This window comes from Pseudonocardia parietis (assembly GCF_017876315.1).
Lineage (GTDB): Bacteria > Actinomycetota > Actinomycetes > Mycobacteriales > Pseudonocardiaceae > Pseudonocardia > Pseudonocardia parietis.
On the sequence record NZ_JAGINU010000001.1, the window covers coordinates 5,893,715 to 5,908,342 of the forward strand.

At 68.8% G+C, this 14,628-nt stretch carries 13 protein-coding genes; 2 read left to right on the plus strand and 11 right to left on the minus strand.

Annotation, left to right across the window (positions count from 1 at the left end; genetic code table 11):
- Positions 1-86 precede the first annotated feature (86 nt).
- The 11 genes from JOF36_RS27605 to JOF36_RS27655 all read right to left on the minus strand — a co-directional run bounded on the left by JOF36_RS27605 (position 87) and on the right by JOF36_RS27655 (position 11,321).
- On the minus strand, positions 87-692 hold the full coding sequence (locus JOF36_RS27605; protein ID WP_210032588.1) for a nitroreductase family protein: 606 nt from the start codon (positions 690-692) through the stop codon (positions 87-89).
- 682 nt (positions 693-1,374) lie between these two features.
- Positions 1,375-1,950 carry an Rv1363c family protein gene (locus JOF36_RS27610; RefSeq protein ID WP_210032590.1) on the minus strand — a complete coding sequence of 192 codons (576 nt, stop codon included), beginning with the start codon at positions 1,948-1,950 and terminating at the stop codon, positions 1,375-1,377.
- On the minus strand, positions 1,947-2,609 hold the full coding sequence (locus JOF36_RS27615) for an Rv1363c family protein (protein WP_210032592.1): 663 nt from the start codon (positions 2,607-2,609) through the stop codon (positions 1,947-1,949). Before JOF36_RS27615 ends, JOF36_RS27610 begins: the two co-directional genes overlap by 4 nt.
- A gap of 28 nt (positions 2,610-2,637) precedes the next feature.
- Complete coding sequence (locus JOF36_RS27620) at positions 2,638-4,047, minus strand: MCE family protein (protein ID WP_210032594.1); 1,410 nt, start codon at positions 4,045-4,047, stop codon at positions 2,638-2,640.
- Positions 4,047-5,291, minus strand: a complete 1,245-nt coding sequence (locus JOF36_RS27625) for an MCE family protein (protein ID WP_210032596.1) — start codon at positions 5,289-5,291, stop codon at positions 4,047-4,049. Before JOF36_RS27625 ends, JOF36_RS27620 begins: the two co-directional genes overlap by 1 nt.
- Positions 5,288-6,508, minus strand: a complete 1,221-nt coding sequence (locus JOF36_RS27630; RefSeq protein WP_210032597.1) for an MCE family protein — start codon at positions 6,506-6,508, stop codon at positions 5,288-5,290. Before JOF36_RS27630 ends, JOF36_RS27625 begins: the two co-directional genes overlap by 4 nt.
- Positions 6,505-7,461 carry an MCE family protein gene (locus JOF36_RS27635; protein ID WP_210032599.1) on the minus strand — a complete coding sequence of 319 codons (957 nt, stop codon included), beginning with the start codon at positions 7,459-7,461 and terminating at the stop codon, positions 6,505-6,507. The genes JOF36_RS27630 and JOF36_RS27635 overlap by 4 nt, the downstream gene beginning before the upstream one ends.
- Before the next feature lie 32 nt (positions 7,462-7,493).
- The gene (locus tag JOF36_RS27640) at positions 7,494-8,504 is read right to left on the minus strand and encodes an MCE family protein (protein ID WP_210032601.1); all 1,011 of its coding nucleotides are present in this window, start codon (positions 8,502-8,504) and stop codon (positions 7,494-7,496) included.
- 2 nt (positions 8,505-8,506) lie between these two features.
- Positions 8,507-9,682 (minus strand): MCE family protein, encoded by a 1,176-nt coding sequence (locus JOF36_RS27645; RefSeq protein ID WP_210032603.1) that lies wholly within the window; start codon positions 9,680-9,682, stop codon positions 8,507-8,509.
- An 8-nt stretch (positions 9,683-9,690) separates the two neighbouring features.
- Entirely contained in the window at positions 9,691-10,533 is an 843-nt protein-coding gene (locus JOF36_RS27650; RefSeq protein ID WP_210032605.1) for an MlaE family ABC transporter permease, read from the minus strand.
- Between the two features lie 14 nt (positions 10,534-10,547).
- Entirely contained in the window at positions 10,548-11,321 is a 774-nt protein-coding gene (locus tag JOF36_RS27655; RefSeq protein ID WP_210032607.1) for an MlaE family ABC transporter permease, read from the minus strand.
- Between the two features lie 481 nt (positions 11,322-11,802).
- Here JOF36_RS27655 and JOF36_RS27660 point away from each other — a divergent pair, with 481 nt between their 5' ends.
- Together JOF36_RS27660 and JOF36_RS27665 are read left to right on the plus strand one after the other, a co-directional pair.
- A complete protein-coding gene (locus JOF36_RS27660; protein WP_210032616.1) occupies positions 11,803-13,245 on the plus strand; it encodes a TetR/AcrR family transcriptional regulator in 1,443 nt (480 codons plus the stop codon).
- A gap of 584 nt (positions 13,246-13,829) precedes the next feature.
- Entirely contained in the window at positions 13,830-14,615 is a 786-nt protein-coding gene (locus JOF36_RS27665) for a hypothetical protein (protein WP_210032618.1), read from the plus strand.
- Positions 14,616-14,628: the final 13 nt, after the last annotated feature.

Below are 14,628 nucleotides of genomic sequence, written 5' to 3' on the forward strand. Positions count from 1 at the left end.
GATGTTCAGGCAGAACTGCGCGGAAAATCTGCATCGCTGCGTTTCCTTGGTCCTGTACGACGGTTCTCACGGGCCCGGTCGACGGATCACCACGGAGCCTTGTAGTGCTCGCGGTAGGTCGATTCCGTCGCCGGCCGACGACGCGGCGGCCCCAGCCGACGTTCGGGTTGCCCGAGGTAGATCGCAGCCATGGGCAACACGCTGTCCGGCAGCGCCAACAACTCGCGCACCGGCTCCACGTACATGGAGGTCAGCCCGGTGGTCAGACACGTGCCATAGCCCAGGTCCGCCGCCGCGAGCAGGAAGTTCTGCGCGGCGGGGTACACCGACGAGGGCGCGTACGCCTCGGGCACCCGCTCCAGGTCGGCACCGACCACCACGATGATCGGCGCGCTCGCGAAACCACCGCGCATGATGCCGCTGTCCAGATCGGCGTAGACCTTGTCGTCGGTTCTGGAGCGCACGAACTCGGCGCCGCCGGCCGTCCACCCCGCCGTCCACAGCTCACTCAGGGCCGCCCTGGCCTCAGCCGAGCGCACCACGACGAAAACCCACGGCTGCGAGTTCTCCGCACTCGGCGCATGGACGGCGGCATCGAGTATCAGCTCGATGTCGCGATCGGGAACGTCCCCATCGGGATCGAACCGACGACAGGCCCGCTGGGCCTGCATCACCGCACGAAGCTCACCCATCGACAACTCCGTTCTGTCTGCGCCGTCGATCACCCTCGGACGCGACTGCGCCGGAACCGACGCTGGTCTCGCGCGCCTCGGTGACGTCCATGGCCTCCGCCCTCCGCCAACCGGAGACCCCCGGCGGCGGTCGCGCCCCACACCGGACATCTCCTTCCTCGAACGCCCCTGGCAGACAGCGACAGTTCGCTGCCACCCAGCCACTCCGCCGGCGCGTGTTCACGTGCGACCCGAGCATGGGTCAGCGAGGACCTCCTACGCCCTCCCGCCCATGCGGAGCCGGACCTGACGACCGAGGAGCCGACATGCTCGCTTACCCCGGAAGTCCAGGCTCTCCATGGAGTTCACGACTACGACACCACCCCGGAAGGCCGCTCGCTCGGATAAGTATGGCAGTGCACTGTCAGAAGTCAACGGCGGAGAGGACCGCACGCGCCTCCGGCAGCGTCCTTCCGGGTGATGGCCCCGATCCGGGCGACACCTGAGAGATGCGGAGGCGATGCACCCCCGCACGGACGTCGTGGGCGCTGCCGCCTGGCCGATCGCAGCGGAGCGTCGGTCGCCCTAGCCCGCCGTGACATCCGCAAGTCGTCCATGAGTGGCGCCTACAGCGCAGAGCACGACGCCGGCGACCGGATACGGTCGCCGGCGTCACCGCTTCTCACCGGGTGGCCGAGGCACCTCAGACAGGCACGAGATCCGAGATCAGCCACTTACCCTCGGTGAAGGCCAGGGTGACTCTGGCTCGGCTCCGGTCGATCCGCGGCACGTCCTGTTGCCTGCCCGTCGTCGACTGGTTGATGTAGAGCAGCGCCACGAGTCCGTCCGGTGTGGCCGTCACGACCGAGCTTCCGGCCACCTCGGCCTTGGTGACGACTTGTTGCTCGCCGGCGTTCGGCCGGATCAGCTGGGCGGCCAGATCCCGGTACTGCCGGGCGAAGTCGCCGGTCGTCACCGTGTCGGCGCGCGCGAGGTCGTCGTCGAGAGTGCGGTAGTCGTAGGACAGCAGGCTCGACGTCAGGTCTGCCGCAGCACGCAGCCCGTCGGTACGCGCCCGTTCCGTCTCGCGCTGTCGTTGCAGGTCGAGGAACACCACGGTTCCGACCGTGAGGACGACGACGAGCAGGACCGCGAGTACCACGGTGGTGACTGTGCGGCGGTGGCCGCGGGCCAGCCAACGGTCGAGCCCACCGCCGCGCCCGCCGATCGCCCGGCCGGCTTTGGCGGGCGCCGCGGCGATCGTGCCGAGCGCGCTCACGGGACGAACTCCACGTCCGAGGCGAGCCAGTTGTCCGCCTGTTTCTGCAGCTTGATCAGCATCCGGTACTGCCGTGGCTCGCCCTGCGGGGCCTGCGTGTTCTTGACCAGTGCCGTCGACGCGACGAGCACGGTTGCGGAGCCGCGGTCCAACTGGGCGACACCGGCCTCGCTCACCTCTCCGGACGAGCTCACCGCCGCTTGCTGGAGGATGGTCTGGATGGCCGAAGCCTGCGTGCTGAACTGCTCGCGGAACTGGCCGGTGGCGCCCTGGGTCACACGGTCCAGAGATTCCTGGGGTGCGTTGTGGTCCAAGGTCATCAGGTTCACGACCATCTGCCGAGCGGCCTGCAGAGCACCGGCCCGATCGTCCTCCGCAGTGGCCGCCGCCCGCTTCTGCAGCAGGAGGACGGTGCCGCCTGCCAGCGCGCACACGAGCAGGACGACGAGCAGCGCGACGACGGCGGCGGGCGGTCGCGAGTGCCCGGGCGGTGTCTCCGGCCCGTCGCGGACGGGCTCCTCGGCGGGATCCGCCTCGTCGGCCTCCGCCACCGGCAGCGCCGTGGGCTCGTCGGGTACAGGAAGTTCGTCGGAGGTTTCGTGCAGGTCGACGTCGCCGGGCGCACTCGCCTCGGCGGGTGTCGGATGGTGTCGGGTCATGGCTGTCCTGAGGTGGTGGGGGTGAGGCTCAGCTCGTCGGTATCTGCAACGGATCGAGGAAGAAGGACCTCCAGCTCGTAGGGACGGTGCCGTTGCGCGTGTTCGTGCCGATGCTGAACGGAGCACCGTCAGGGGCGAAGAACAGGCCGGTGACCTGGTCGTAGGGCACCCCTACCGGCACCCGCGCGGCGCCGGCCGGTTTCCCTGCCTCCTCCGCGTCGAGGTCGACCTCGGCGGCGCGGGCCGCCCGCGCTGCCTCCGTCGGAGTCTGGAAGTCCAGCCCGCAGCCCGACGCATCGGCCGAACGCCGAGAGGGGTCGTTCGGGCACGGGTCCTGCCGCACACCGCGGATCTCCTGATCGGAGTCCGGCGCCACCTTGCAGTAGGAGTCGGTCGGGGCGTTGCGCGGGGTGAGGTCGGAAGGATCCCGGACCGGGTCGGGGAATCCGGTTGTACAGGCGGGCGGGTCGTTGACGGTGGCTTTGAAGTCGATCGCGCCACCACTCGGCACCCCCCGACTGTTGTTCAAGGCGTGCTGCAGGTTGTTCACCGTTGCCGGCAGCACGACGAGGGAGTGCTCGAGGTTCGGCAGGTAGGTCTCGACGACCTGCCCGACAGCGGTGAGGTTGGCCAGGAGCACCGGGACCGTCGGCCGGAGCTGATCGAACAGAGCCGTCACCTCGGTCGAGAACCCGGGTCCTTCGTCGAGGATCCCGCGTACGGCGGGGTCGTCGGCGCGCAGCCGACCTGTCACCGTAGCCAGATCGCGGAGGTACGACCGGATGTCGGGAGCTGCCCGCTGCTGGGTCGCCAGTACGGGCTGCAGGTCGTTGATCAGCCTGGTCGTCGGTTCGATGTCGGCCTGGGCATCGGTCAGGAACAGCCGGGAGGAGTCGAGCAGTCGCTGGATGTCCTGACCACTGCCGCTGAACGCCCGGGACACCTCGTCGAGGGATGTTCGCAATGAGTCCTGGGGCACGGACCGGACCAGCCGGTCCGTGCTGGCCAGCACGTCCCCGATCTCGGTCGGGAGCGTGACCCGGTCCATCGGGACGACGTCGCCGGGCTGCAACATGCGCTGCTCCCCCGGTCCACCGGTAGGGACGAGCTCGATGTACTGCTCGCCGATCGCCGACATGTTCCGGACGGCGGCCCGGGTGTCGACGGGTATCGCGGTCCCCTCGTCGAGCGAGAGGTCGGCGATCACGCGGCCCTGCGTGAGCCGCACGGCGGTCACCTTTCCGATCTCCGCTCCGCGAAGCGTGACCTGGGCTCCCGCGTACAACCCACCGGCGGACGGCAGCTGGATCGACGCCTGGTACTGGCCGAATCCCAGTAGCCGGGGCAGCCCGACGTAGACGAACGAGGCGTAGCCGATGCCGAGGAAGGCGACGAGTCCGAAGACGACCAGCTGGATCCGGACGAAGCGGGGCAGCATCAGCGGTCACCCCCCAGCACCGGGTCGAGGAGGCCGTCCTGCGCCGGGGACGGCGGCGTGTTCGTCGCGGAAGGCGGCGACGGCGCCTGTCCGCCTGCACCCCCGTCGTTCGGTTGATCCGGTGCCGCCGGAGCGAGCCCCGGCAGGTTCTCGACCAGCGGCGCGCGTAGCGGGTCGCTGGCTCCCTGTCCGGCGCCCAGTGGCGGCAGCCCGCCCAACGGCGTCCCGGTCAGAAACCGTTTCTGCAGTTCGGGGAGGCTGACGTCCACGGTGAGGAAGAGGTTGGAGTAGTCGCCGGCGAAGGCATTGCCCGCAGCGTTGTAGGGGAACGGGAAGGTCAGCAGCAGCGACAGTGACTCCGTGAGGTCCTTGCCCGCGTCGGCGAGCCGACCGAGAGTGGGCTGCAGGTCACGCAGGTTCGCCAGGAGGTCCTCTCGCGAGCCCTCGACGACCCGGGTGGCGACGGTGCCCAGGTCCCCTACCGCGGTCAACGCCGTGGTGAGGTCCTCCCGGTTGCGGTTCAGGACCGCGAGTCCCTGCGGGAGCGTCTCGAGCGCGGCCGCAAGGGTGTCGCGGTCCGTGGCGAGCTGACCGCCGAACCGGTTGAGCCCGTCGATCGCGCGCACGATCTCGTTTCGCTGCTGGTCCAGGGAGCCGACGACGTCCTGCAGATTTCCGATCAGTGAACGCACGTCGGCCTCGCGCCCGCCCAGAGCCCCGTCGAGCTCGGTGGTGATGGTCTTGATCTGGTTGAGGCCACCGCCGTTCAGCACCACGGACAGGGCGGCGAGCAGCTGCTCGGTGTCCGGATAGCCGCCGGTCCGGCTGAGGGGGATGACGTCACCGTCGCGCAGCCGCCCCACCCCGGACCCATCGGGCGGAGGGCTCATCTCCAGATAGGTGGCGCCGAGCAGGCTCTTCTGGCCCACCTTCGCCACCGCATCGGCGGGCAACACGGTCCCGGGGTCCAGTCCCACGGCCAGCTCGGCGTGCCAGTCCTGGAACCGGATCCCGGTCACCGTGCCCACCGTGATGTCCCCGACCTTCACCTCGGAGTTCGGCACGAGATTGGTCGCGGCCGGCAACTGGACCGTCACCTGCAGGGCGCCGTCCCCGGTTCCGTCGCGAAACGGCAGCGGCAGCGACCCGGCTCCGGTGAACTCGCAGCCACTCACTGCGCCCGCCAGCACCATGCCGGCCACTCCGACGGCCAACCCTCGGCCCAGCCCGATCTTTCGTCTCAACGGGATCCCTCCGGCACGAGCAGTCTCTCCAGGCCGAGCGGGGCCACGGGGCCGGGCCCGTCCGCGGGTGCGGGCGTGCCGTCCGGCATGACCTGGGCCGACCGTCCACTGCGCTCGACCGGGCTGGTCGTGACCGGGACGTCGTCCATCGCCACGAAATCCGCCAACGGGGCGATCGCCTGACGGCACTGCTCCGGCGTCCCGCCTGCGGAGAAGATCGCCGCGCACACGAACGCCGCGGGGTCCTTGACGTTGCTCGTGGACAGCACGCCGGTCAGGGAGCCGCCGAGCGGGTCGTAGATGTTGTTGAAGTTGGAGAGCGACGTCGGGGCGACCTGCAGCACGTCGGCCAGCGCCTGCCGGTTCTGCGAGAGATTGCCGGTGACCCGCCCGAGCTTGTCCAGATCGATGGTGAGGCTGTTCCGGTTGTCGGCGACGAACTTCTGCACCAGGGGCAAGGTGGAGTCCAACGTGGTCAGTGTGGTGGACAGTTGGTCGGAGTTGTCCGCGAGCACCCGTGAGACGGAGGCGAGCTGGGTGTTGAAGTCCTGGACCTGCCGGTCGTTCCGGGCCAGCGTGTCGACGAAGACCTGGAGGTTGCGGACGGTGCCGAAGAGGTCCGAGCGGCCGTCGGACAAGGTGGTGGCCGCCTCGGACATCTGCTGCAGCGTGGCGTGGAGCGTGTCTCCCTGCCCGTCCAGGTTGGCGGCGGCCGTGTCGAGCGCGCGGGACAACGCCCCGTCCTGGTTCGCCCCGTCGGGGCCGAGGGCGCCGGTGAGCGTGACGAGCTGCTTCTTGATCTCGTCCCATTCCACCGGGACCGCGGTGCGCTCGACGGGGATGTCCGCCCCGCTCGCGAGCTGCGGGCCACCTCGGTAGACGGGGCTGAACTGGACGAACCTGCCGGTCACGAGGGTGGGCGCGAGGACGGCGGCGTGTACGTCGGCGGGCAGCACGACGTCGGAGCGATAGGTGAGCTCGACGCGGACCGAGTCCTGCTCCGGTGTCACCGAGGCCACCGAACCGATGGGGACGCCCAGCATCCGGACGTCGTCGCCGGCGTACAGGCCGACGGTGCTCGGGAAGTGCACGATCACCGAGTGCTGTCCCCGGCCCGGGAAAGCCAGGTAGACGAGCGCGGCGCCGAGCACCAGCAGTACTGCGGCCGCGCCCAGAACCCGAGACGACCCGGTCAGCCCACTCGTCGACGCGCTCATCGGTGACCTCCTTGGAGGAGTTGCGGGAGCACCGGTGCCAGGTTGGTCGGCACGAGATTGGCGATGTAGGCGTAGAAGAACGGTCCGCTGCCGACCGCCTCACCGAGTGTCTTGGCGTATCTCCCCAGCCCGTGAATGGCCTGGGCGATGTTGCGGTCGTTGCTGTTGAGCAGGTCGAGCGTCGACTCCAACTCGGCGAGAGCGGGACCGATGCGCTCCCGGTTGTCGTCGACCACGCCACGGAGCTGGGTGACCAGGGTGGTGGTGTCGATCAGCAGCCTGCGGATCGCGTCCCGCCTGCGGTACAGCTCGTCGAGCAGGAGGTTGCCGTCGCTGATCAGCGTGGTGAGCTGGCCGCTCCGCTCCGCGAGGACACCGGACAGGCCGTTCGCCCCGGCCAGCAGCTGACGCAGCGCGTCGTCGCGGGACGCGACGGTCTGCGACAGTCGTTGGACGCCGTCGAGGGCCGACCGGAGTGCGGGCGGGGTGTCGGCGAACGTGGTGGCCACGGTGTCGAGGGACGACGCGAGCTTCCCGGTGTCGATCTGGCCCGTCGTAGTGGTCAGGTCGGCGAGGACCTGCGCCACGTCGTACGGCGAGTTGGTGCGCTCCAACGGGATCTCGCTGCCCGGTTCGAGGACGCCGTCGCCGCTGGGCCGCACCTGCAGGAACTTCTTGCCCAGCGGGGTCTGCGTCTTGATGGCCGCCCCGGTGAGGGCGCCGAGTCGGGCTCCGGAGTCCACGGTGAACGAGGCCGTGACGTGGTCGCCGTCCAGGTCGATCGAGCCGATCTTCCCTACGGTCAGCCCGCCGATCCGCACCTCGTCACCCACCAGCAGTCCCCCGGCCTCCGGAAACGCCGCCCGGTAACCGTGGCTGGTCAGGGATCGGTAGATCGCTCCGGAATTGAGGGCGACCGCGAGGACCACGGCGATGACCACCAGGCCGCTCACGCCGACCACGGTCTTGTTCCGTTCGCTGAACCTCACTGACAGCGCTCCACTCCACTGGACACCCACGGGGTCAGCACCGCTCGTCCGTCGGGTCCGGTCGCTCGCACCTGGATGGCGCAGATGTAGAACTGGAAGAACGATCCGTACGCACCGAGCCGGCCGAGCTGCTGGTAGGCGCGAGGCAACCGGCTCAAGGTCGTGTTGACCGTGTCGCGGTCGTTGTTGATGACTCCGGCGAGCCGGTCGACCTGGTCGACCGTGCCGGCGAGGTCGGGACGAGCCTGCGCGAGCAGGCTGCCGACGTTGCCGGAGAGATCGCCGATCCGGACCAGCGACTCCCCGATGGGTCCACGCTCCGCGGCGAGCCCGCTGATCAGTCGCTGGAGCTGGTCGATCAGGTCCCGCAGCTGCGGGGACCTCTCGTTCACCGTCGTCAGCACGGTGTTGAAGTGGTCGATCAGCTGCCCGATCATCTGGTCCCGGTCGGCGAGCGTCCCGGTGAGCGATCCCACCGACGACAACAGGCCGTCGATAGCCGGCCCTTCGCCCTGGAAGGATCCGATCAGGGCGCTCGAGAGCTGGTTGACCTGGTCGGGCGACAGGCCCTCGAGCAGCGGGGTGAAACCGTTGTAGAGCTCGTCGAGGTCGAGAGCGGGCGCGGTGTTCGTCACGGGGATGGTCGCGCCCGGGCGAAGCCGCTCGTAGGGGCCTGGAGAATCGGAGAGTTCGAGGTAGCGGTCGCCGACGAGGTTCTTGTAACGGACCACAGCGCGGGTCGCCGCCCCGAGCGGGACCTCGACCTTCGCACTGAGGGTCACCAGGATCTCGTTGGACGGCTGGAGCTCCACGTCTTCCACCCGCCCGACCGTCACGCCCGCAGCGCGCACGTCGGAGCCGGGCGTCAACCCGGAGACATCGGTGAACAACGCCTTGTAGGTGCTGGCGTCCTCGATCCGGATGTTCCCGAACACAGCGGCCATCAGGACCGACATCAGCCCGGCCACGCCGAACAGCGCCACGACTTTGACGACCAGTTTCGACATCCTCAACGCCCCCCGTTCGCGGCGGCCGGGCCGAAGAGCTGGGTCGCCAGCGGCGGGTTCCCGACCGTCACCCCGTCGCTACGCGAGTCGAACGGATGCGACCCGTCGTCGAACTTCACGTACGGACCGGGAGGCGCACCGGGCGCGAACGGACCGCCGTAGCAGCTCGGGCCGCTGTTCGCGGCGACCTTCGGGAGATCGCGCGGGTAGCGGTAGGGATCCTGGCCCGGCAGGAAGCTGGAGAGCAGGTGCAGTCCCGGCTGGGCGCCACCCATGAGTTGTTCCAGCGGAGGGCGCACCTGGTTCGTCGATGCCAGCAGGCATGTGGTCTGCGGCGAGTACCGGGCGAGGAGGGCCGTGACGGGCGCCAGGGTCGCGAGACTGTCGTGCAGCCCGGCCTCGTTGTCCGTCAGGAAGCCGCGCGTGCTGTCCGCGAGCCCGGACAGGTCGACCAGGAACGCAGCGAGCTGTGCCTCTTTCTCCACCAGGGTGCGGCTGGTGGCCGTCGTATTCGCGGCCGTCGCGAGCAGGTCGGGGGTCGCGTCGGCGTAGACGTCCGAGACGTCGGCGACCCCGGATATGTCGCTGCGAAGGGCCGGCAGGCTCGGCTGCAGGGCGGCGAGGTAGGCGTCGAACTGCTGAATGGTGCCGCCGAGTTGGGCGCCGCGGCCTTGTAGGCCGGTGCTCAGCGCACCGAGAGCCGAGTTCAGCTGCGCGGGGTCGATCGAGCGGAGCAGGCTGACCACGCCCTCGAAGACGCTGTTGATCTCCGGGCCCACCGTGGTCGGCTGGATCACGGCGCCCGCGGCGACGTGCTGACGGCTGGGCTGCTCCGGCATGACGAGGTTGATGTACTTGGCGCCGAAGATCGTCGGGGCGAGCAGGTTCGCCGTGACGTTGGCCGGGATCTCGTCGACGAGGCCCCGATCGAAGGCGACCTCCACGATTGCCGCGTCCTCGTCGGAGCGCACGGCGCGCACCTTGCCGACGGTGACCCCGAGCAGGGTCACGTCGGCCCCGGGGTCCATCAGCAGGCCGGAACGGTCGGCGCGCACGGTCGCCGCGACGACCGGCGTGAACGCCTGCGTGTAGGCGCCCAGGATCGCCGCGACCGCGGCCACGATCAGAAGGAGCGCCACAAGTCCGTACAGCTTGTAGCGCACACTCGACTCGCCCATCGTGTCCCTCACCGGGAGATGTGCAGGGTGTCGGAGTTGCCGTAGAGGAGCAGGCTCATCGCCATCGCCACGACCATGATGCTGATCAGCGAGAGCCGGACCGCCTGACCGACCGCTTTGCCGACGCCGGACGGGCCGCCTGCCGCCTTGAAGCCGTAGTAGCAGTGCACCGAGATCACGACGACCGCCATCGTCAGGACCTCGACGAGTGACGACAAGATGTCGGCGGGGACCAGGAAGGTGGCGAAGTAGTGGTCGTACGAGCCCGGCGACTGACCGTAGAACAACACCACGGTCAGCCGGGTCAATCCGTAGGACATGATCAGCGAGATCGCGTAGAGCGGCGTGATCGCGATCAATCCGGCGATCACGCGCGTGGTCACCAGGAACGGCACCGACGGAATCGCCATGACGTCCAACGCGTCGATCTCCTCGCTGATCCGCATCGCGCCCAGCTCGGCGGTGAACCCGGCGCCGACCGTGGCGATCAGCGCGACACCGGCGATCAGCGGGGCGGCGATGCGCGTGTTGAGGTAGGCGGAGATGAAGCCGCTCAGTGCTTCGACCCCGACGTTGGACAGCTGCGAGTAGCCCTGCAGCGCCACCTCGATCCCGGCGGTGCCGGTGAGGAACGCGACGATCACCGCGGTTCCCCCGACGAGCGCGAGGGCGCCCGTTCCGAGGCTCACCGCCGCGAGCTGTCGCCAGATCTCGCGGGGATACCGGCGGAGCACGAGCGGCGCCCAGCTGTAGGCGCGGCCGTAGAAGGCGAGTTGGCGGCCGAGGCCGTCCAGGGTCTGGGTGGGCAGGGCGATGGCCCGCCGGGCGCGGCGGAGCGTCTGCTGAGCCATGGATGTACCGACTCCTACTTGGCCGTGTTGCCGAGTTGCAGGTACACGGCGGTCAATACGGTGTTGAAGACGAACAGCGCGGCGATGGCGAGCACGACCGTCTGGTTGACCGCGTCTCCGACGCCCTTCGCGCCGCCTTTGGTCGTCAGCCCTCGGTAGCAGGCGACCAGGCCGGCCGAAAGCCCGAAGACGGCCGCCTTGATCTCGCTGAGGACGAAGTCGCCGAGGCCGGTCAGCAACGTCAGGTTCGCCATGAACTGGCCCGGGCTGGCTCCCTGCACGAGGACCGACAGGGCGTATCCGGTCGAGATCCCGACGATCGACACCAGGATGTTCAGAGCCATCGCCACGAGCGTCGAGGCGAGCACACGCGGCACCACGAGCCGTTGCAGCGGGTCGATGCCGAGGACCTTCATGGCGTCGATCTCCTCGCGGATGGTCCGCGAGCCCAGATCGGCACAGATCGCGGTCGCTCCGGCACCGGCCACGATCAGCACCGCGGCGAGCGGACCGATCTCCCGCACGACGCCGAGCCCGACGCCGGCGCCGCTGAGGTCGACCGCGCCGATCTGCACGAGCAGCTGGTTGATCAGGAAGATGACGACGCCGAGGAACGGGATCGTCAGCATGATCGCCGGGCCGACCGACACCCGCGCGATGAAGACGATCTGCTCGAGCAGCTCGCGCCACTGGAACGGGCGCCGGAAGAGCGCTCGCCCGGTGTCCAGTGTCATGGCGAAGAAGCCACCGAGCGGATCCACCAACGACGCGGCACTACGACGGGCCATGCGCGAGGCTCCTCATTGGGCGACGACATCGTGGCCGTGCGAGGTGCCGGGCAACTCCGCACGACTTGAACACTCTGTCAACGAGGCGTTCAGCCCGAGGTTGCGGTCAGTCAGACGCTCGTTCGAGGGAACCGCTCATGCACTGCTCCAGTGAGGAACATCGTGTCAGATAGAACGCAAACGGCAGGTGGACACCGCCATGTCGGCAGGGAGGTTCGGGCTCGGCTCACGCCACGTGGCCAATTCGCGAGGCCCTGGATGCCTGCTCTGGCCATGAGCACTTCCACTGCGTTGTGCCGACCGGCACGCCACGGCCGAGGGAGCCGGACTCCGGCGCCTCGAGGGCCCCGGACAGGGATCTGCACCGGCAGTCCTTCCCCCCACCGGCGCGTACCGCTTCGACATCTACGACGTCCTCGGCGCGGGTGTTGCAGCCCTGGAGAAAGGCACTGAAGCACAGGTGAACGCTCGGCGGGGCCGAGTGAGCCGTCTGGGTGAGGCTGCTGACCTCACCTACGATGACTTCATCATGACGAGCGGTGAGGAGATCCGGCGACGCGACGGCTACGGCGCGACCAGCCTGATCGTCGGGGAACGAGGAACTCGAACGCGAAGACGCATCGCTGACGTGCTGCTGCGACTCCTCGCCTCGCAGAGCTTTCACGACGTCTCCGTTGACGCGATCGCGAAGGCTGCGGGGATCTCCCGGCCGACGTTGTACCAGTACTTCGAGAGCAAGGAGCAGATCTTCCTCGAGTTGCTCGAGGAGTGCGGCCGGGCCATCAGTCGGCTCGCCGAGAGACTCGGCCCCCTGAGCCCGACCCAGATCGGCTTCGACAACCTTCACTGGTGGCTCGGCGAATGGGCCGACCTGTACGACCGCTACCGGACCGTGCATCTGCAGTGGGCCGGGATGGACAGCCCCGCGCACCCGGTGCGGCCGGCCATAGCGGAGTTCATGACCAGGTACCAGTCGCGTGTGGCCAAGCGCATCGAACGCTCGGGGGCCGAGGGACTGGACCCCGAGGATGCGGCCGCGATCCTCGTGAACACGGTCCATCGCTATCACTACTTCCGCGCTCTCGGGTTCGCTCCGCCGGACGATCCGTCAACCAGGGTCGACGCGCTGGCGACCTGCATGCAGTTCATGCTGTTCCCGGGCACTGCCGGGGAAGTCATCCGGGCAGTGACGGATTCCGAGACCGGCACCGAGCCCAAGCCGATCGAGTACCCGCTGTTCGCAGGGGTCTCGGTGGCCGCCGGGCGCGAGGACCGTCCTGCGAGATTCGGTCCGAGGGGCCAGTTGACTCGCAGGCGCATCCTGGACATCGCTGCAACTACGTTCACGGAGAACGGCTTCCACGAGACGAGCATCGACGACGTCCTGTCGCAGCTCGATCTCACTCGTGGCGCCTTCTACAAGTACTTCCCCACCAAGGACGACCTTCTCTACGAGCTCGCGGAGGAGTGCGCCGACGGATTCGGAACGCTCTTCTCGACCTTCTCCCTCGCTGTCGACGGACGCGAAGGTCACGGCCTCGTCCTCTGGATGCACGAGTTCGTCGAGCTTCACCAGCGCTACCTCGGCGTGATGCGCGCCTGGTTCCACGGGGCATGGCAGGACGCGCACCTGACCGCTACGGCGCAGCGGCTCACCGACGTCGTAGCTAGTAACGCGATTCAACCCGTGGCCGCCGTAGACCGTCTGTACCCGGTCAGCCTGCCGGCCGTCGTCTCGGTACTGTTCGCGATGCTCGAGCAGCTGCCGGAGGTCCTGGCCACGCCGACCGCCGGCGGCGACACGGCCTCGATCATGGCGATCGCGATCCGGCGCGCGATCTTCTCGTCCGGGAGCCCGGCCCCTGCTGCTTCCTGCGAGTCGCCCGAGCCGGCCCCGCAGATAGGGCTCGCGCCCGGCCGGTGAGGACGTTGGAGGCCGGCCGGCCGGCCGCGTGCGCGGCCACCGCGGGGTCCGGCATCCCGCGCAGCGTGCGGACCGGGCGCCAGTCGGCCTGCATCGGCAGCGCCTTCGCCGCTTCCGCGCCTTCGGCCCAGGCACGCAGGAAATGCTCGGCGGTCTGCTCCTGGTGCAGATGCAGCAATGTCTCCCCGACCCGGATGGGGACCGCGGCGTCGTCGGTGCCGGGGTGCATCACGGTGACTTCGGTGTTCTGCCCAGGTTCAGGGGGTCGTCCAGCCGGACCACCGCCATCTCCGCTTGATCACTGCGTTGCCCGGTCACGGGCGGCTGCTTCTCGCTGGCATGGCAGGAACCTCCGGACCTGTCACACCGGGAACGTGGAGGCATCGGGGATGCCGACATTTATGAATTCGGCTGCGGCGCGCCACGTGCACGCTTACACGCCCGGGGCATGGTGTTATCGGTCCGATCAGTCGATCATCAAACTTGATGAGACTCAGTAACAGACCGGACAAACGTGGCGACAGCGGGTCATGAGCTCACCCCGCTGGACGCCACCGTCGGCGCCCGTCGACGAGACGCCCACGGTGCAGATCCCGGTCCAGCGGAACACGCCGCCGCCACCAGGGCCGGTCCAGCGGAATCGCCGAAGTCGCAAGTCCCTATGGGCGGCCCTCGCCGCGGTCCTGGTCGCCGGTGGCGCCGTCGCCGCGGGTGTGGCCCTGTCGAGCAGCGGCGCAGGCGGCGCCCCGACCGCCGCCTCATCGACCACGCCGTTCAGGATCATTCATTCGGATCCGCCCGCCGCACCCACCACAACAGCGGCAGCAGCGGCGACCGTCCCGACGCAGACCTACAGCGGTACCGGGAACGACGTAGTCACGCTGACAACGCCAGTGGACGTAGGCATCGTCGAATTCGACTGCCCGAAGTGCTCTGACAACACGACAGTCAAGTCCGACGCGTCGATCGACGCCGACCTGGTCTCGAAGTTCTCCGGCGCCTACAGCGGCAAAGTGTGGACCGGAATGCGCGGCGGCACCACATCGCGCCTACAGATCACCGCGAGCGGCCCCTGGACACTCAAGGTCGGCGGCCTCGACCTGGCCACCCAGTACGACGCCACGGAGCCAGTGAAGGGCACCGGTGACGATGTCGTGCTGTACCGGACCACGCCTCGGACGGTAACCATGACACACAGCGGGAAGTCGAACTTCTCGGTCCTCGTCATGACGGACACGATCGGCTACCCAGACCTCGCGGTGAACGAGATCGGGAAGTACAGCGGACGGGTGATGTTCCCGAGCAAAGCGTCAGACGCCGTCCTCGTGCAGGTGACAGCTGACGGCGCCTGGACGATGACCCCGTCCTGACCACGCGCGTTCT